The 18765-nt window shown below is 52.9% G+C and carries 14 protein-coding genes; 13 read left to right on the top strand and 1 reads right to left on the bottom strand.

Features of this window, described 5'->3' with window-relative positions; translation table 11 throughout:
• Positions 1-29: 29 nt before the first annotated feature.
• Positions 30-1265 (bottom strand): aminopeptidase, encoded by a 1236-nt coding sequence (locus PRECH8_RS07050; protein ID WP_200966395.1) that lies wholly within the window; start codon positions 1263-1265, stop codon positions 30-32.
• 193 nt (positions 1266-1458) lie between these two features.
• On the opposite strand from PRECH8_RS07050, the gene PRECH8_RS07045 reads away from it, so the two are divergent.
• From PRECH8_RS07045 to PRECH8_RS06985, 13 genes are all read left to right on the top strand, one after another.
• Positions 1459-2529 carry an FUSC family protein gene (locus PRECH8_RS07045; protein ID WP_200966394.1) on the top strand — a complete coding sequence of 357 codons (1071 nt, stop codon included), beginning with the start codon at positions 1459-1461 and terminating at the stop codon, positions 2527-2529.
• Between the two features lie 529 nt (positions 2530-3058).
• Complete coding sequence (locus tag PRECH8_RS07040) at positions 3059-3517, top strand: GreA/GreB family elongation factor (protein WP_200966393.1); 459 nt, start codon at positions 3059-3061, stop codon at positions 3515-3517.
• Between the two features lie 220 nt (positions 3518-3737).
• Entirely contained in the window at positions 3738-6104 is a 2367-nt protein-coding gene (locus PRECH8_RS07035) for a DEAD/DEAH box helicase (protein WP_200966392.1), read from the top strand.
• On the top strand, positions 6101-7414 hold the full coding sequence (locus PRECH8_RS07030) for a ribonuclease H-like domain-containing protein (protein ID WP_200966391.1): 1314 nt from the start codon (positions 6101-6103) through the stop codon (positions 7412-7414). Before PRECH8_RS07035 ends, PRECH8_RS07030 begins: the two co-directional genes overlap by 4 nt.
• Before the next feature lie 213 nt (positions 7415-7627).
• On the top strand, positions 7628-9466 hold the full coding sequence (locus PRECH8_RS07025; RefSeq protein ID WP_200966403.1) for an assimilatory sulfite reductase (NADPH) flavoprotein subunit: 1839 nt from the start codon (positions 7628-7630) through the stop codon (positions 9464-9466).
• A gap of 217 nt (positions 9467-9683) precedes the next feature.
• Complete coding sequence (cysI, locus tag PRECH8_RS07020; protein WP_242457475.1) at positions 9684-11429, top strand: assimilatory sulfite reductase (NADPH) hemoprotein subunit; 1746 nt, start codon at positions 9684-9686, stop codon at positions 11427-11429.
• A gap of 732 nt (positions 11430-12161) precedes the next feature.
• Complete coding sequence (locus PRECH8_RS07015; RefSeq protein WP_200966390.1) at positions 12162-12854, top strand: metal-dependent hydrolase; 693 nt, start codon at positions 12162-12164, stop codon at positions 12852-12854.
• A gap of 237 nt (positions 12855-13091) precedes the next feature.
• Complete coding sequence (locus PRECH8_RS07010; RefSeq protein WP_242457474.1) at positions 13092-13433, top strand: cupin domain-containing protein; 342 nt, start codon at positions 13092-13094, stop codon at positions 13431-13433.
• Positions 13434-13517: 84 nt separating this feature from the next.
• Positions 13518-15206 (top strand): dihydroxy-acid dehydratase, encoded by a 1689-nt coding sequence (ilvD, locus tag PRECH8_RS07005; protein WP_200966389.1) that lies wholly within the window; start codon positions 13518-13520, stop codon positions 15204-15206.
• Positions 15207-15435: 229 nt separating this feature from the next.
• A complete protein-coding gene (locus PRECH8_RS14475; RefSeq protein WP_242457473.1) occupies positions 15436-15546 on the top strand; it encodes a LysM peptidoglycan-binding domain-containing protein in 111 nt (36 codons plus the stop codon).
• Between the two features lie 600 nt (positions 15547-16146).
• Positions 16147-17106: a metal ABC transporter solute-binding protein, Zn/Mn family gene (locus PRECH8_RS06995; protein ID WP_371871184.1), complete on the top strand. Its 960-nt coding sequence runs from the start codon at positions 16147-16149 to the stop codon at positions 17104-17106.
• Positions 17107-17111: 5 nt separating this feature from the next.
• Entirely contained in the window at positions 17112-17864 is a 753-nt protein-coding gene (locus PRECH8_RS06990) for a metal ABC transporter ATP-binding protein (RefSeq protein WP_200966388.1), read from the top strand.
• The gene (locus PRECH8_RS06985) at positions 17845-18765 is read left to right on the top strand and encodes a metal ABC transporter permease (protein WP_200966387.1); all 921 of its coding nucleotides are present in this window, start codon (positions 17845-17847) and stop codon (positions 18763-18765) included. The genes PRECH8_RS06990 and PRECH8_RS06985 overlap by 20 nt, the downstream gene beginning before the upstream one ends.

The raw sequence follows: 18765 nt of genomic DNA, 5'->3' as shown, positions 1-18765 counted from the left end.
CTGATGGTTTTCCTTGGATTCGATTGGAATTAGAAAGCCCAGTTACCGCCACGAAATACCGGTTCACGGCTGCCGTCGGGGAGGATGCCGTCGATATCCATATCCGCGGAACCGATCATGAAGTCCACGTGTACGAGGCTGTCGTTAATTCCTTTCTCCTTGAGCTCATCCGCGCTCATCGACTTGCCGCCTTCGATGCAGAAGGCATATCCCTTGCCGATGGCGAGATGGTTGGAGGCATTCTCATCGAACAAGGTGTTGTAGAAGATGAGGTTCGTCTGTGAGATCGGCGAGACATGCGGCACCAGCGCGACTTCACCGAGACTGCGGGAACCCTCATCGGTTTCGATCAAGCCTTTCAAGGTTTCGTATCCCTTATCCGCAGAGAAATCGACGATCTTGCCGTCCTTGAAGGTGAGTTTGATGCCTTCGATCAGATTGCCGCCGTAACTGAGCGGTTTCGTGCTGCTGACCGTACCGTTGATGCCGTCGCGCTTCGGTGCGGTAAATACTTCTTCCGTAGGCATATTCGCAATGAATAAGGTGCCTTTCTCGTTATAACTGCCAGCGCTCACCCAGATATGCCCTTCAGGCAGTTCGATGGTCAGGTCCGTACCGGGTGCCTTGAAGTGCAGGGCGCGGTAGCGGCGTTCATTTAAGCGTTCAGCCTTGCTGTCCAGCACCTTGGTATGCTCTCTCCAGGCTTGGATCGGATCTTCTTGATCGATGCGGGTTGCCTTGAAGATCGCGTCCCACAGCGCATCAACGCGCTTAGATTCCGGCAGATCCGGGAAGACCTTGTCCGCCCATACCTGTGAAGGAACGGCAACGATCGACCAGCTGACTTTATCGGCCATCGTATAGGTTCTGAAGGGCTGCATAGCGCTTCCCAGGGCCTTGTTCGCCTGCTGGATGCGTACGGGATCGATGCCTTTCAGAAGATCGGGGTTAGCCGCGACGATGGAGAGGAAGGCGGCATTTTCTTCTGCCATCTGCTGCCAGCCCTTCGCCCGCCACATGATGGGGTATTCAGCGAAGGAATCCTCAGGCGCCAGTTCATAGCGCAGTCTCGTTACTTCATCATCGTGCCAATCGACATGAACGTATTTGGCACCGACTTCATAGGCGCGTTTGACCACTAAGCGAACATAGTCGGCAGCGACAAGGGGGGCTGTCACGACTAAGGTTTGTCCAGGCTGTACATTCACGCCTACTTCCACTGCGAGGCGTGCATATTTTTCTAAGTTCGTTTGGAATGTTGCCATGTGAATCCTCCTTGAGTGAGTGTATGTAATATTGGAATTATAACATATCGATCAGGCGAAATTGAAACACGGTGACCGTAAGACTTGATTGTCGGGATGACTGCATATACACTTAGTGTATCTCTCGTACGCATTCCCGCAAGGCAGGGGACAAGGCGAGGGATTATATCGTTATGGGGACAGGAGAGAAAGTATGACATTAGGTGCAAGAGTGCTTAAGACAGGACTTGCGATCAGTTTGAGTCTATACATATGCCGGCTGCTCGGCCTTCAGCCCGAGGTGCTGGCGCCCGTTGCTGCCGTCATCGTCATGCAGCCATCTCTCTATGGAACTTGGCGCCATGTGTGGCAGCAGATTCAAGCGAACACCGTCGGGGCAGTGATCGCCTTCCTCGCCAGCCAATTCATCGGCAATGATCTGTTCTCGATCGGCATCGTCGCCGTCCTCGTCATCGCGTTCTGTCTGAAATTCAAAATGGGGGAGACGATCGGCTTGACCTTGGTCACCGTGCTGATCATCATGGAAGCGCCCGGCGACGATATTCAATTTGCGGTCAATCGATTTTCCATCATCCTCGTCGGCATCATCTCATCGCTGTTAGTGAATGTAGCCATCGCGCCGCCTAATGTGCGCAAGATGTATGAAGAGAAGGTGAAGGATGTATTTGCTTCGATGTCCCTGCTTCTCCGCACAGCGATCTCCGATGAGATGACGGAGTTGGCTTTCCGCCATAAACGGCAGAACTTCGACCAAGGACTGCTCAAATGTTCGGAGATGTATCATGTCTACCATGAAGAGCAGCGCCGCATGGCCAGAATCAAACATGTCGATGCCCGGCAGACCGTGATCTACAAGCACATGCTGAAGGCGCTGAACAAGGGAGCCAACATCTTAGAAGCCATCGACGGGCATTATTTTCAATCGCGTAGAGACGAACACTTTGCTAAGACCATCCATGAATATCTTGATCAACTGATTCGTTATCATGAATATATCCTGCTTAAGGTCGACGGCAAAGCCAAGCAGACCCGGATATATGCGAAACAGACCGCAGAGAGCAATGAGCGGTTTATGAAGCAGCTTCTGCAGGAAGCCAATCAGCTGGATCCGCACCACATCCATCTCGTCTTGATCGGTTCAGCAGTGTATGAATACGGCCTCCAGCTTGTGCGGCTGGATCGGCTCGTAGAGCATCAGTTGAAGAAACGCAAAGGACAACCGAAGAGAAGGAGAAGGCCGGTGACCCGATCATGGAAAGATTAGTGAGCGAGTAATGGAAATACTATCCCACCCTTATTATCCCAACATCAAACTGTATTGACATCCATTACCAATGGTGATATAGTTAGACTATAGACATCTCGCTTGTCGTTGCGAGATGTCTTCTTGCACATATTAAGCAGCTTATGTCTTTATAACATGGCTCCTCATCCCGGCAGATGAAGAACCAGGCTTTCGGCAGACCGCAGCAGATGGACGGCGAAGGCCATTTTTCATTGCCAGAATAGACTGAGTTAGGAGGGGTGTTTTCCATAGACCATAAGGAAGGGTGGACCTGCCCTGATCCGAAAGCGCAGATTCATTTGCGTGTTTTAGTATAGATCAACATAGAGTTTGTTCATATTTATATAATTAACGATGATAACGTTTACAATTGATTGAAGCGGGGGGAGTCGGATATCGACCGAATCCGCGATTTTGTATTTATGATTGCTTATTTAGGATAAGGAGGATATGGATATGCATAACAGTAATTGGTCTAATATCGTCATAATCGGAGGAGATCTCAGCAATGAGTTATAACCATCTTCAAGGAACACGCAAACATCTGGTGGAGCAGCTGACATTCTTCGATGAGCAACATCCGATTTTCCTTGATACTTATTTTCAGGAGTACAGCAAAGAACGGCAGCAAGTTGACAAGCTCCTTCGCGATTATATCGCCGCACTAGAGCAGATCCTAACCCGCGATGACGAGGGGCTGGAGGAGGCGCTGCAGAGCATCACACTGCTGGGAAGCTGTGTGACGATCACTTATCTGGACGATGGTTTCCAGGAGGAATATACCATCGTATATCCGACAGAAGCAGATCCCGATCAGGGCCGCATCTCTTTCCTGTCGCCGCTTGGCAAACATCTGCTTCTAGCATCTGCAGGCGATGAGATCATGATCAACAGCCCATCCAGCCAATACCAGGTCAGAGTCGATCGGATCAAGTTCTCCTATCTCGGTGAGTTTGCCGCCGTCTAAATGGCGGATGGAATGCTTTTGTAATGATATGGGAAGTATGTTGTTACGATCTATGAAGGATTGAGGAATTATCTGATGCGTGATATGGGAAGCGTCCCCGTCGGCTCATGGCAGCATGACGGGGACGCTTTTTTGGTAAGCAAGAAGGATCAATTGTCATGCGAACGTGCATTCTGTTACAATGGACGTAATTGAGGCAACGAACTGGAGGTGCTGCCTTATGAATCGTCTAACCGGTACGATGTCCTCTATGGAAGAGGTGCTTACATATATTAAGGAAACGCCGGAGATCGCGAAGAATATTACCCACTGGCAGACGATCCCGGCACGGGAAGCTGAGTATGCGGAGTTTCCGGCGGCGATGCATGAGCAATTGAAGGATGCGCTGCGCAGCAGGGGAATCGAAAGGCTCTATATCCATCAGGCGTTGACCTTCGAAGCCGCGCTTAGGGGAGAGCATACTGTCACCGTAACCCCTACGGCATCGGGCAAGACGCTGTGCTATAACCTGCCGGTGCTGCAGTCCATCCTGGAGGATACCAGCTCCCGCGCACTCTATATGTTCCCTACCAAAGCGCTGTCCCAAGACCAAGTGATGGAATTGCAAGAGATGATCGACTGCATGGAAGCGGACATCAAAACCCATACCTATGACGGGGATACGCCGCCAACGGTGAGGCAGGTGATCCGCAATGCCGGCCACATCGTCGTTACCAACCCCGATATGCTGCATGCAGCGATCCTGCCCCACCATACGAAGTGGGTGAAGCTGTTCGAGAATCTGAAGTATGTCGTGATCGATGAGGTGCATTCATACCGCGGCGTCTTCGGCAGCCATGTGGCGAACGTGATCCGCCGTCTGAAACGCATATGCAGGTTCTATGGTTCGAAACCGCAGTTTCTTCTCGCTTCAGCGACCATTGCCAATCCGCAGGAGCACGCCGACCGCTTGATTGGTGAGGAGACGACGCTCATCGACCGCAACGGCGCGCCCGCGGGGGAGAAACATTTTATCTTCTACAATCCGCCCGTGGTCAATAAGCAGCTTGGAATCAGGCGGAGCAGCGTGCTGGAATCGCAGAAACTGGCTTCGCTGCTGCTCAATCAAGGCATCCAGACGATCGTCTTCGCACGCAGCCGGGCCCGGGTGGAGATCCTGCTGACGTATATCCGTGAAGCCGTTAAGAAGAGGCTCGGCGAGGATGCGGTTCGCGGCTACCGCGGCGGGTATCTGCCGAAGCAGCGGCGGGAGATCGAACGGGGACTGCGCGAGGGGAGGATCCGCGGCGTCGTCAGTACGAATGCCCTTGAGCTGGGGATCGATATCGGTCAGCTGCAAGCTTGTGTCATCAACGGCTATCCCGGAACGATCGCCAGCACATGGCAGCAGTCAGGACGGGCCGGCCGCAGGCAGGATGTCGCGGTGACGGTGCTCGTCGCCAGCAGCAATCCGCTTGATCAATATATCGTTCAGCATCCGGGGTTCTTCTTCAACCGCTCCCCGGAACAGGCCCGCATCCATCCGGATAATCTGATCATCCTGTTGGATCATGTGAAGTGTGCGGCCTATGAACTCCCCTTCGAAAGGGGGGAGAAGTTCGGCGAAGAGCGCCTCGAAGATCTGCTCGAGTTCCTCGAGGAAGAGCGCGTGCTGCATGAATCAGGAGACCGCTGGTACTGGATGGCCCAGTCTTTCCCGGCGAACAATATCTCGCTGCGCTCAGCGGCGCAGGAGAACTTCGTCATCATCGATACCACCGCCGGCCACCGCGTGATCGGCGAAGTGGATCGCTTCAGCGCGCCGACGCTGATTCATGAAGAAGCGATCTATATTCACGAAGGCACCCAGTATCAGGTGGAGAAGCTCGACTACGAGGAGAAAAAAGCCTACGTCCGCGAGGTCAATGTCGACTATTATACCGATGCGAATCTGGCCGTTGAGCTGAAGGTGCTGCATGAGGATCGGGTGCAGCAAAGCGAAGCGGTGTCCAAACATTATGGTGAAGTCACGGTGAATGCCCGGCCGACGATCTTCAAGAAGATCAAACTGCGCACCCACGAGAATATCGGCTCCGGTCCGATCCATCTGCCTGAAGAAGAACTGCATACGAGCAGCTATTGGATCTCCTTCGGCGAACAAGTGACGGTGAAGTTCAGCAATCAGGATATGCAGTTTGCCCTGCTTGGACTGTCCAATGTACTGGTGCATCTGGCACCGCTCTATCTGATGTGCGATCCGCTGGATATCCGGGTCGTCCCCCAAGTGAAGTCCGTGCACACCAAGCAGCCGACGATCTATCTGTATGACCGCTATCCAGGGGGCATCGGTCTCAGCGAGCGTTTGTATGAATTGCACAACGAACTGCTGCGTGAGGCGGAGGCGTTGATCGCCGGCTGCGGCTGCCTCAGCGGCTGCCCGGCCTGCGTCGGTCCGATCGAAGAGGTCGGCATCACAGGCAAAGAGCTGGCACTGAAGCTGGCGAGGGAAGCAACGGCGGTGCAGCTGGATGATGCGAGCTTGTACTTGCAGGACCCGCTGCGGGAGACGGCGGCATCTCTTGACTGGATGGACGGCGACGGCGAATGAGCGCACTGAGGGATCGGCTGCGCAGGCTGACCAAGTCGGAGAGCCGGAAAACGCACGATGAAGAGCGGGATCAGCCGGCGCGCAGCGGAGAAGTACAAGGGGGCGGTGCAGCTGATGCTGATGGATACGACGCTGAGCAGATTGCTTGGAAACGGATCGATGCGGAGATCTGGCACAGCGAGGGTGGGGCATTCATTCGCAGGGCGAGACGCTATGGCTTGGATCATAGGCATGGTCTCTGTCGTCTAGGCGAACTTAGGCAGCTCGATGAACATTTGGCTGCCTTAAGTACAGCGGGCAAACAGCCGTTACACCCGCAGGAAGTGCTGTTCTTCGATACCGAAACGACCGGGCTCGGGATCGGTGCGGGGAACGTTCCCTTTATGATCGGATACGGCTTCCTTGACGATGAAGCATTCGTCGTTGAGCAGTTGTTCATACGCAGTCCAGCTGAGGAATATGATGCATTAGCTTACTTTCGCAAGGTACTGGAGCGCTTCAGTTACATCGTTACATACAACGGACGCGCCTTCGACTGGTCCGTGTTGATGAATCGCTTCGTGCTTCACCGCCTGCCGCCGGCGGCACCGGCCCAGATCGATCTGCTCTACCCCGCGCGCAGCTTATGGAAGCATGAACTGCCCTCGTGCCGTTTGAGCATCGTAGAGGGGCAGCGGCTGGGTTATCATCGCGGCGCTGATCTCCCGGGGTCCGAGGCCCCCGTCCGGTATATGCAGTACTTGAGTTCCCGCCATGTCAGCGATGTTGAAGAGGTATTCACGCACAATGAACGGGACATTCTATCCCTGGCAGCGCTGGCTGTTCATTTCCAGCGGCTGCTGACGCAGGCTATAGGCGATCTTCAGCTTGGTGCAGAGGAAGTTGTCCGGCTGTCTGCTTGGCTGGACAAGTTAGGGATGCGGCGGCGGGCGCAGGAAGTGCTGGCGGCAGGGGTAAGCAGCAAGAGGATGGGGCGGCAGCAGCTCCTGGATGCTGCTGCACTGTACAAACGCTGGCATGAACATGATAAGGCTGCTGCCCTGTGGCGTCTCTATATCCAGCGTTCCGCAGGAATGCTCCATGCTTGGGAGCCGTTGATCGAGCTTGCGATGTATTACGAACATCGGGCGAGGGATCTCGAAACTGCCCTGCATTGCACCTTGCGCGCCCGCAGGCTGGTCGAGCGGCGTCTCGCCTTGGAACGGGGCCGGCGGACGGATCGGGAACTGCTGCAGCAGATCGATCATCGACTGGCTCGCTTGCAGCGCAAACTCAAAAGGCCGGAGCAAGAAGTTATCCGATTTCACTAGACATTCACCAAAGATTCATGACTCCCTGAATCTTTCATGAAATATTTAATATTCACCCCGTGATTTTGTGATGTCTAACATTAAAATTATAATTGATTAGTTACTATTAATGTGTTAGATTATAAGGGTAAATTCATAAAAGCCGATAAGATTACTATGAATTTGCCTGTGAATCTAACGGACGAACGGAATCATTAAGTGAGGTGTATGTGGTTGCTGCTCCAGGAGACTAACAGCCCATTCAATCAAGAGCAAGTCCAACTATTAAACAAACTTCTTCCTACCCTGTCAGACAGTCAGCGAATCTGGTTAAGCGGCTATCTGGCTGCAGGTGCAGTGCATGCAACGACCGGAACACAGTCGGGGGCTGTGCCAGCCGCAGCGTCCGCGGTTCAGCCGGCAGCCGTATCGAAGGATGTCACCATCCTGTTCGGTTCGCAGACCGGCAACAGCGAGAATCTTGCGAAACAGCTGGCCCGCAAACTGGAGGATCAGCAGTATCAGGTGACGCTGAGTTCGATGCGCGACTTTAAGCCGAACAACTTGAAGAAGGTCCAGAACCTGCTGATCATCGTCAGTACGCATGGCGAAGGAGAACCGCCGGATAATGCGATGTCCTTCTATGAATTCCTGCACAGCAAGCGCGCACCCAAACTTGACGGTGTGAACTATGCGGTGCTGTCGTTGGGGGACACATCCTACGAATTCTTCTGCCAGACGGGCAAGGATTTCGACAAACGTCTGGAAGAACTCGGTGCCGTTCGCCTCTGCCCGCGGGTAGACTGTGATCTGGACTTTGATGAACCGGCGGCGAAGTGGATGGGGGATGTGATCGCCAAGCTGAATGAGAAGGTAAACGCAGCGCAAGCGGCTCCATCCGTTGAAGTTGGATCATCAGGCGGTGCTGCAGCTGAGCCGCAAGTGGAATACTCGCGGACCAATCCATTCATGGCGGAAGTTATCGAGAATATCAATCTGAATGGACGCGGCTCCGATCTGGAGACAAGGCATCTGGTTCTATCGCTGGAAGGTTCGAACCTGCAATACGAACCAGGGGATTGCGTCGGGATCTTCCCGGAGAACGATCCTGAATTAGTGGATACGCTGATTCAGAAGTTGAACTGGAATCCTGAGGAACTCGTCACAGTGAACAAAGAAGGCGAGCAGCGACCAGTACGGGAAGCCTTGCTCCGTAATTTCGAATTGACGATTCTGTCCAGAAAGATGTTAGAACAGGCAGCGGCTTTTACGACGGACGAACGCCTGCAGCGCCTGCTTGCCAAAGAGAATTCGGCTGAGCTGCGGGAGTACACCAAGGGAAGAGATGTCATCGACTTGGTGACGGATTTTGGTCCTTGGAATGTTTCACCGCAGGACTTCGTGCCGCTTCTGCGGAAAATGCCGGCACGGCTGTATTCGATCGCAAGCAGCTGCAAGGCGAACCCGGATGAAGTGACCCTGGTGATTCGAGCTGTAAGATATGAATCCCATGGCCGATTGCGCAAGGGCGTATGCTCCACTTACGTTGCTGAACGGCTAGAGCCAGGCGACAAGGTGCCGATCTACGTCCACCACAATCCGAATTTCAAACTGCCGGCCGATTCGGGTGCGCCGATCATCATGGTTGGTCCGGGAACCGGTGTAGCGCCTTTCCGTTCCTTCATCGAGGAAAGAGAGGAGCTGGGCATCACAGGCAAGTCTTGGCTGTTCTACGGCGATCGCCGCTTCCGAACGGATTTCCTCTATCAAACGGATTGGCAGCGCTGGCTGAATAACGGCGTACTTGAACGCATGGATGTCGCATTCTCGCGCGACAGCGACCAGAAGGTCTACGTGCAGAATCGGATGATGGAGAGAAGCCGCGATCTGTTCGAGTGGCTCGAACAGGGTGCTTATTTCTATGTCTGCGGTGATAAGCAGCATATGGCCAAGGATGTCGAAGAGACACTCCTTACGATCATCGAGAAGGAAGGCGGCATGGACCAGGAGAAGGCGAAGGCGTATCTCGATGAGATGAAGAAGGCCAATCGTTATCAAAGGGATGTGTATTAATCTCGAGAATGTCCAGCGGATGACCTGGTGGTTGATCACGACGGATGATCTGCTAGCTGATCACTTAGCATGATCACAAGGGAGATCAAGGGAGATCATCTAAGGAAGATCACGAGGGTTGGTCACTTAGCTTGATCTCCAAGGAAGATCTCCAAGGATGATCAATCAGGATGTCGCGAGGAGATGTTCTCGAACAGAGGGGAGTGCGGAATCAACCATGACCAATGAGATTATCAAAAAAATGCAAGAAATCGACGGACCTCCAAGCGATGTGGAGGAGCTGAAGCTGCGCAGCCGCTACCTGCGGGGGACGCTTGAGGAATCTCTGCAGGATCCGATCACCGGCTCGGTGCCGGAGATGGATAACCGGCTGATGAAATTCCACGGCAGCTACATGCAGGATGATCGCGACCTGCGCAATGAGCGGGAGAAACAAAAGCTGGAGCCGGCTTATCAGTTCATGGTTCGCATCCGGGCTCCCGGCGGTGTAGTGACGCCGCAGCAATGGCTTGCAATCGATGAGATCGCAGCGAAGTATGCGGGTGATACGATCCGCTTGACTACCAGGCAGGCGGTGCAGCTGCACGGTATCTTGAAGTGGAACCTCAAGACTGTCTTCAAGGAGATCAATGCCGCTCTGCTCTCTACGATTGCTGCCTGCGGCGATGTCAACCGGAATGTCATGTGCAATCCGAACCCTTACCAATCGGAGGTCCATGAAGAGGTCTATCAATGGGCTGTGCGAATCAGCGATCATCTGACGCCGAGAACGAATGCCTACCATGAGATCTTCCTCGACGGGGAGAAGGTCTATGACAGCAGAGGAGAGGATTTCGAGGAAGAGCCGATCTACGGCAAAGTCTACCTGCCTCGTAAGTTTAAGATCGGGATCGCCGTGCCGCCTAACAATGATGTCGACGTCTATTCGCAGGATATCGGCTTGATCGCGATCGTCGAGGACGGGAAGCTGCAAGGGTTCAACATCGCCGTCGGCGGCGGAATGGGCATGACCTATGGGGATCCACAGACCTATCCGCAGCTGGCGCGGGTCGTCGGCTTCTGCAAACCTGAGCAGGTAGTGGATGTGACGGAGAAGATCGTCACGATCCAGCGCGACTACGGCAACCGTTCGGTGCGTAAGTATGCGAGGTTTAAGTATACGATCGACCGCCGCGGCGGTGTCGAGTGGTTCCTCGAAGAACTGCACAATCGGCTTGGATATAAGCTGGAAGAAGCCAGAACGTTCAAATTCGAACACAATGGCGATCGCTACGGTTGGGTCAAAGGGACAAACGACAGATGGCATCTTACCCTCTACATCGAGAACGGACGCATCAGTGATTGGGAAGATTACAAGCTGAAAACCGCTTTGCGGGAGATCGCCAAGATCCATACAGGGGATTTCCGATGGACGCCGAATCAGAACCTGCTGATTGGCAATGTGACCAGCGAGAATAAGCCGGCGATTGAAGAGATCGTCGAGCGCTATCAGCTGTCTGCAGGCGATCGCCATTCCGCATTGCGCCGCAACGCGATGGCCTGCGTGGCGCTGCCAACTTGCGGACTGGCGATGGCGGAAGCGGAGCGATATATGCCTGGCCTGTTAGATAAATTGGAGAAGATCTTGGACGATCTTGGCTTAGGCGAAGAGGAGATCATCATCCGTATGACCGGCTGCCCGAATGGCTGCGCTCGTCCATATCTGGGCGAGATCGGCTTCACAGGCAAGGCGCCCGGCAGATACAACCTCTATCTCGGAGCCAGCTTTACAGGGGATCGCTTGAATCAGATGTATCGCGAGAACATCACCGAGCAGGAGATCCTCGACACCCTAACTCCGATCCTTAAACACTATGCGGAGGAGCGCGAACCCGGCGAACGTTTTGGCGACTTCGCCGTACGCAAGGGCTATGTCAAAGCCGTTTATGACGGCCGGGAGTTCCATCAAACCGTCTCCGTATAAGTCTGAGTGATGTCTCAAACTCCGTATAAGAAACTCTGTATAAGAGAACGCTGTTTAATGCATCCGTTTTAGGACGTATACAATGAGTTTTCGAGAGATATAGATCGATATACTGCAGAAGCTGCAAATCGCATGCGTTCACGAGGATCACATGACGCGATTTGCAGCTTCTTTGCTTCCAGCAGAATTTCAGCAGGATTTTTCAGGATTTATGAAGAAAATGGAATAGAACAGTTGGCGGACAGAGCTCATGTGGCAGGTTTTATACGAAATTTAGGACAAAATGTGGTCGTAAGGCGCTTAAATGAAGTGTTTTATACGAAATTTAGGACAAATCGTGGTCGTAAGGCACTCATCTGACGGGTTGTGAGCGAAATTTAGGACATAAAGCTGGTGCTGGACGCACATACCGCCTGTTTTATTCTAATATTAGGACAAAATTCTGGAAGTGTGCTCGTCAGCCGATTGATATCCGAAAAAGCGGTCAAAATTCGAAAGTGAGCTGCTACAAGTGTCTCCGACAAGTGAACTTCAGCGAGCAAGCTGTATGCGAAAAATCGTACATAAATCGTACGCAACAAAAAATGCAGCAAGACCAGCCCGTATCCAGTTTACAGATAAACACTTCGAATCGAGGATGAGAGCGATTTTGACAAGGAGGGAATCGTGGCATAAGATGGGGGTGTAAGTGTTGGAATATATAATAAGAATGCAGAAAGGAGCGGTATCGCGATGCAAATCGTATATCACGGACATTCCTGTGTACAGATCAGCGACGGGGAGCAGTCCCTGATCATCGATCCTTTTCTTTCGGGCAATCCACTCAGTGTGACACGAGTCGAAGATATTAAAGTACAACATGTGCTGCTGACTCACGCTCATCAGGATCATATCCTGGATGCTGCAGCGATCGCCAAAGCCAATGATGCAACGGTTGTTGCTACTTTCGAACTGGCGAATTATATGAGCTGGCAGGGCGCTAAGACCCTCGAAGTGAACTTAGGCGGCAAGGTGAATCTGGGCAGCGCCGAAGTCCGCTTCGTACAAGCTTTTCACAGTTCAGGCATCATTTTAGAAGATGAGAAGCAGATCATGTACGGCGGGATGCCCGGCGGTTATATCATTCATTGGAATGGCAAGACAATCTACCATGCCGGGGATACAGCGCTGTTCTATGATATGAAGATGTTCGGTGAACGCTTCCAGATCGATCTCGCTTGCCTGCCGATCGGGGATAACTTTACGATGGGACCGGAAGATGCCATCCTGGCCGCAGAGTGGCTGCGTGCGAAGAGCGTTTTGCCGATTCATTACAATACATTCCCGCCGATTAAGCAAGATGCAGATGCTTTCGTACAACGCCTTGAAGAGAAGGGCGTGAAAGGAATCGCGTTGAAGCCGGGCGAGAGTTATGAGTTGTCTTAATCTAATTGTATAGCGATATCCCTTGTCACAATATCAGCTGTTCGATAATACAGGGAGCAGATGCAGGATGCGTCTGCTTCATTTTTATTGCGAATATGCAAACATAGATTGGTTATAATATCCAATAATCCGTGATCAGGATCACTCTGGCCGTAATTTGCACACGGTACAATTAACATGTATCCGAGATTCAAGCGATTGCTCGGCCAAAGATCCTAATAATAGGAGGAAATTACGGTGGAATTAAAACAATTAGCTCATTATCGCGAGTATTCTGAGGAACGTCTGACCAAACGAGTGATCTATAAGCATGAACACCATGCTGTTTTCGTCTTAAACTTCATGCCTGGACAGGAACTGCCAAGCCATCAACATCCAGGATCGTCGCTGTTTGTCCTAGTTTTGGAAGGCGAGGGAGATGTTGTTGTCGATGGTGAGGTCACGAAGGTGAAGAAGGATGATTGTCTCCTCGTTGAAGGTGAAGAGTTCTTCTCCTTCCGCAATACCGGAAGTGAACCGGTCAGCCTGTATGTTGTGCTGACGAAGATTCCCAGCGAACAATATGCACAAGACGTATAAGATTTGAAGGGACGTTAAAAATGCTGCCTATATAAAAAACAGCAATAAATCTTTCAGCAATCAATAAGCAGAGGAGTGCGTCGTGTGACGAAGGAGCATCACGATCTCAGGATTCACAGCCATGTAGTAAGCGACGGATTGCATCGGGCACCGAACCGGGCGATGCTGCGCGCAGTCGGCTTCAGCGATGAGGATTTCTCGAAGCCGCAGATCGGTATCGCCAGTACGTGGAGCGATGTTACGCCTTGCAATATGCATATTGATCAATTGGCTGATGAAGTGAGGAAGGGCGTAAGCGAAGGGGGAGGAGTGCCGCTTACCTTCGGCACCATCACCGTATCCGATGCGATCTCGATGGGGCATGAGGGCATGCGTTTCTCACTGCCGAGCCGGGATATCATCGCCGATTCGATCGAAACGGTGGTCAGTGCGGAACGCATGGACGGGGTTGTCGCAATCGGCGGCTGCGATAAGAATATGCCCGGCTGCTTGATCGCGATCGGCCGATTGAACCTTCCTGCAGTCTTCGTATACGGGGGGACGATTGCCCCCGGTAACCTCAAGGGACAAGATATCGATATCGTCAGCGTCTTCGAAGCCGTCGGGGAATATAATCGTCGGGCAATTGACGGCGAACAACTGTATCATATCGAGTGCCATGCATGTCCCGGTGCGGGGTCCTGCGGCGGCATGTACACGGCCAATACGATGGCTGCTGCCATCGAAGCCCTCGGCATGAGTCCTCCCGGAAGTTCATCTAATCCCGCTGTTTCAGAGGCGAAGAGACGTGATTGTCAGGAAGCCGGGAAGATGGTCGTGGAACTGCTGCGCAAAGGCATCTTCCCGCGGCAGATCATGACGAAACGGGCCTTTGAAAATGCGATTACCGTCGTGATGGCACTTGGCGGTTCGACCAATGCGATCCTCCATCTTCTGGCGATGGCACATGCGGTGGAAGTAGAACTGACGCTGGATGATTTTGAGAAGGTGCGGGCTAAGGTTCCTGTATTGGCGGATATGAAGCCCAGCGGCCGTTATGTGATGCAGGACTTGCATGTAGCCGGCGGTGTGCCGGCGGTGATGCGCCTCTTGCTGCAGGCGGGAATGCTGCATGGGGATTGCCTCACCATTACAGGAAAGACATTGGCGGAGAATCTGGCGGACTGGCCTGATCTGAAGGAAGGACAGCAGGTAATCCGCCCGCTCGATAACCCATACCGTGAGACAGGGCATCTCGTGATCCTGCGAGGGAACCTAGCACCGGAGGGAGCCGTTGTGAAGATGTCCGGTATCCAAGCGGAGCGCTTCCAAGGTCCGGCACGGGTGTTTGATACGGAAGAGGCGGCAACGGACGCCTTGATGAAGGATGAGATCAAGCCCGGTGATGTGATCATCATCCGTTATGCGGGCCCGAAGGGCGGTCCCGGTATGCCGGAGATGCTCGCGATCACGGCCATTGTGATCGGCAAAGGGCTGAACGGCAAAGTCGCTCTGCTCACCGACGGCCGTTTCTCAGGCGGTTCTCACGGATTCGTTGTTGGGCATATCTCACCCGAAGCGCAGGTCGGAGGCCCCATCGCCTTGGTTCAAGACGGTGATCTGGTGACGGTCGACAGTGTCATGCAGGAGATCCAGCTCCATGTCTCCGACGAAGAACTGGAGAGACGCCGCCGGAGCTGGCAAGCGCCGCCGCTTCGCTATCAGAAAGGCGTATTATACAAATACGCCAAGTTGGTCTCCTCTGCATCTCAAGGAGCCGTAACCGATCTATAAACGGAAGTCGACGTGCATCTGGATGACGATGCTCTTAGTCATATCGCGACGTATTAAACAGCCCGGCTGAACACTGATTCGGCTGGGCTGTTTGTCTATTCAGCTGATCGTAGGATCAGACAGAAATTTACATACAGAAGAACCTATTAAAAAAACTCCACCCCCAAGCGCGTCCCTTGAAGATGCACCTCCCTCAGTAACGATATATGTGGTTAAGGAAGGCGATACCTTGCGGGCCATCGGACGCCGTTTCGGGATTCCATGGCAGCAGCTTGCTGAAACGAATCGGCTTGCGAATCCTCGCCTGATCTTCCCGGGACAAACCTTGGAGATTCGCTGAAAAGATCTGGGAACAGCAATACACGAACAAGGATTGGGCAGCCCAGTTCGTCAACCATGACTGACGGGCAGCCCCGCACGTATGAAATCCGCTTAACCGTACAGGTTTTCTAAAACAACTGGATGTGTCGTCTCGAACTCTGCTTCTGTCTCGCCGTGTCTGAGTCAACAAAATCCGTCGTCTCGTGAACGGTTTCTGCTTCGACGCATCTGAGTCAACAAAATCCGTCGTCTCGCCCACGAATCCTGTCTCCACGCTCCTTGAATCAACAATCATTGTCGTCTCACACTCCGATTCGCGTCACTCACACGATAAATCGATTATTTCTGTCGTTTCGGACACCGTTAAGCTTCGCTCACCAGTCGATTCACTCATCTGGTGTCTGTCGACTCACTTAGCTTCAGAAACCTTCCCAGCCGAGATTTATTGGAACTCCCCATAATTTATTAAAACAAATGTTGCACATAGGCAAATTAATTGAGTATAATCAAAAGTGTGAAATAGAGAAACTTTTTCATTCGCAAGAAACATATTTCCGCTACATAAACAAAGTTTGATGAATACAACTCATGAAATGGGGATTTGGAGGAGGAGAGCAGGATGAAGATGAGATTAAGCAAGAAAATAGCAAGATTAAAACTGACTGCCATCGTGGTCATCGCATCGGTGTTATTCGCTGCTTGCAGCAATGCCGTTGGTCAAGGAGACAGTGGGCGTTCGGAAGATGTGATCCGCGTTGTCACGACGATCGCCCAGATCGGTGAACCGCTTATGGTCATCGGCGGTGACCGGGTCGAGGTGATCAGCTTGATGGGGCCCGGCGTCGATCCGCACTTGTACAATGCGTCCCAAGGTGACATTAAGAAGCTGCAAAACGCGGATGTGGTTTTCTATAACGGACTTAATCTGGAAGGGAATATGACAGAGGTTTTTGAACAGATCGGCAAGACCCGGCCGGTCTTGGCTATGGCGGAGACTATCCCCGCAGAACGTCTGCTCACCGATGAAGACGGAGCCGTTGATCCTCATATCTGGTTCGATATCGATCTGTGGCAGATGGCATTGGAGGAAGCAGTAGAGGAACTTAAGAAGTTGTCGCCGGATGATGCGGAATTATTTGAAGAGAATAAGCAAGCCTATTTTGCCAAGTTGGCAGAGCTTCGCGAAGAAGCTGCCAAACTAAAGAGCATACCGCCTGATCAACGGGTACTCGTGACTGCGCATGATGCCTTCGGTTACTTCGGGCGCATGCACGACATGGAGGTCGTCGGTCTGCAGGGACTGAGTACAGAGGATGAGATCGGACTCTCGGATATTCAGAGCATCATCGAACTGCTCGTCGAGCGGCAAATCCCGGCCGTGTTTGTGGAGAGTACGATTTCAGAGGATACGATACGTTCCGTTATTGACGGAGCGACCCAGCGCGGGACCGAGGTCAAGCTGGGCGGGGAGCTGTTCTCGGATGCGATGGGCGAAGCAGGAACGGAGGAAGGAACGTATATCGGCATGTATCGGCACAACGTGAATACGATCTATCAAGCATTGACAAGGGATGAGTGAGCGGGATGAAGGTACTGGATGCGGCGAATCTATCGAGTGCATATCGCAAGACGACGGTGTTATATGATGTCAATTTCACGGTGCAGGCAGGGACGCTGACCGGTATCGTCGGTCCGAACGGCGCGGGCAAGTCGACCTTGATCAAGACCCTGCTGGATCTGCATCCGCGTCTGACGGGGGAAGTGCGTTTCTTCGGCACCGACCTGACCAAGGTGAAGAAGCGAATCGGCTATGTGCCGCAGCGCGGGTCGGTGGACTGGGATTTTCCTACGAATGCCCTGGATGTCGTGATGATGGGGCTGTACGGGCAGATCGGCTGGTTCCGGCTGCCGCGCAGAGAGCGCAAAAGAAAAGCCCTTGAAGCCTTAGCCAAGATGGGCATGGAAGAATATGCAGACCGGCAGATCAGCCAATTATCCGGCGGGCAGCAGCAGCGTGTCTTCTTGGCTAGAGCTTTAGTGCAAGATGCCGATCTGTATTTCATGGATGAGCCGCTGGCCGGCGTAGATGCCGCCACCGAACGCGCGATTATGGCAATTCTCCGTGAATTAAAGGAGAAGGGGAAGACCGTCTTGGTCGTACACCATGATCTGCAGACGGTCGATCAATACTTCGACCATGTCCTCCTGTTGAATCGAACGGTGATTGAGCACGGAAGAACGGAGGACGTGTTCACCAGAGAGAACATCGCCCGGACCTACGGAGGGACACTGCGCTGGATGGAAGGAGAGGCTTACCATGCCCATCCTGTTGTCTAGCAATACGCAATGGGTATTGTTCAGCACGATGCTGCTGGGAACAGCCGCCGGTATGATCGGCTGCCTTGCCTATTGGAAGAAGCAGAGCCTCATGAGTGACTCTCTCTCCCATGCTGCCTTGCCCGGCATCGTCATCACCTTCATGATCATCGGAGAGAAGAACCTCCTGCTCTTGATCATCGGTGCCGGGATCAGTGCGCTGGTCGGCGCTTATCTGATTCAATGGGTCACACAGGCGAGCCGGATCAAGGAAGATACCGCGATGGGCATCGTTCTGTCCGTCTTCTTCGGGTTCGGAATCATGCTGCTTACCATCGTCAATCGCACAACAGGCGGCAATCAAGCGGGATTGGATAAATTCATCTTCGGCCAAGCCGCCACGATGCTGCGTTCGGATGTCTATATGATGATGGTCCTGGCCCTGGTGGTGGTCTTGATCATCACACTCTCGTTCAAAGAATGGAAGATCTACTTATTCGATCCGAACTTCGCGAAAGGGCAGGGTCTATCGATCAAGGGGATGAATGCGGCATATACGGCGCTGCTTGTGATGACGATCGTGATGGGAATTCAAGCGGTCGGCGTCATCTTGATGGCGGCGATGCTGATCATCCCGGCGGTCAGTGCGAGATATTGGACCAATTCCTTCGCGCGCATGCTCCTGCTGTCTGCTTCCTTCGGAGGGTTGTCCGGTGCAATCGGCACGCTGGTAAGCACCCTGGGCTCCGGCTGGCCAACGGGTCCCTTCATCGTTGTGACCGCCGCCGGCATCTTCGCCCTGTCCATCCTTTTCGGCCTTCGCAAGGGATGGCTTACGCAGTCGGTGGAACACAGGATGAAGAAGAAGCAAGTGAGCCGGGCAGCGCCCGTATCCCGACACTTGATTAAGGAGGAGCATTAA

The organism is Insulibacter thermoxylanivorax (assembly GCF_015472005.1).
Taxonomy (GTDB): Bacteria; Bacillota; Bacilli; order Paenibacillales; family DA-C8; genus Insulibacter; species Insulibacter thermoxylanivorax.
The sequence above is the reverse complement of the archived record's forward strand: the minus strand, read 5'-3'. Positions and strand labels throughout refer to the sequence as shown.

Bases quoted from the DNA above. Each gene is read 5' to 3' on its own strand.
- PRECH8_RS06985 (WP_200966387.1), top strand. From the start codon at position 17,845: ATGCCCATCCTGTTGTCTAGCAATACGCAATGGGTATTGTTCAGCACG.
- PRECH8_RS06995 (WP_371871184.1), top strand. From the start codon at position 16,147: ATGAAGATGAGATTAAGCAAGAAAATAGCAAGATTAAAACTGACTGCC.
- cysI (WP_242457475.1), top strand. From the start codon at position 9,684: ATGACCAATGAGATTATCAAAAAAATGCAAGAAATCGACGGACCTCCA.
- PRECH8_RS07045 (WP_200966394.1), top strand. From the start codon at position 1,459: ATGACATTAGGTGCAAGAGTGCTTAAGACAGGACTTGCGATCAGTTTG.
- PRECH8_RS07035 (WP_200966392.1), top strand. From the start codon at position 3,738: ATGAATCGTCTAACCGGTACGATGTCCTCTATGGAAGAGGTGCTTACA.
- PRECH8_RS06990 (WP_200966388.1), top strand. From the start codon at position 17,112: ATGAAGGTACTGGATGCGGCGAATCTATCGAGTGCATATCGCAAGACG.
- PRECH8_RS07015 (WP_200966390.1), top strand. From the start codon at position 12,162: ATGCAAATCGTATATCACGGACATTCCTGTGTACAGATCAGCGACGGG.
- PRECH8_RS07040 (WP_200966393.1), top strand. From the start codon at position 3,059: ATGAGTTATAACCATCTTCAAGGAACACGCAAACATCTGGTGGAGCAG.
- PRECH8_RS07050 (WP_200966395.1), bottom strand. From the start codon at position 1,265: ATGGCAACATTCCAAACGAACTTAGAAAAATATGCACGCCTCGCAGTG.
- PRECH8_RS07030 (WP_200966391.1), top strand. From the start codon at position 6,101: ATGAGCGCACTGAGGGATCGGCTGCGCAGGCTGACCAAGTCGGAGAGC.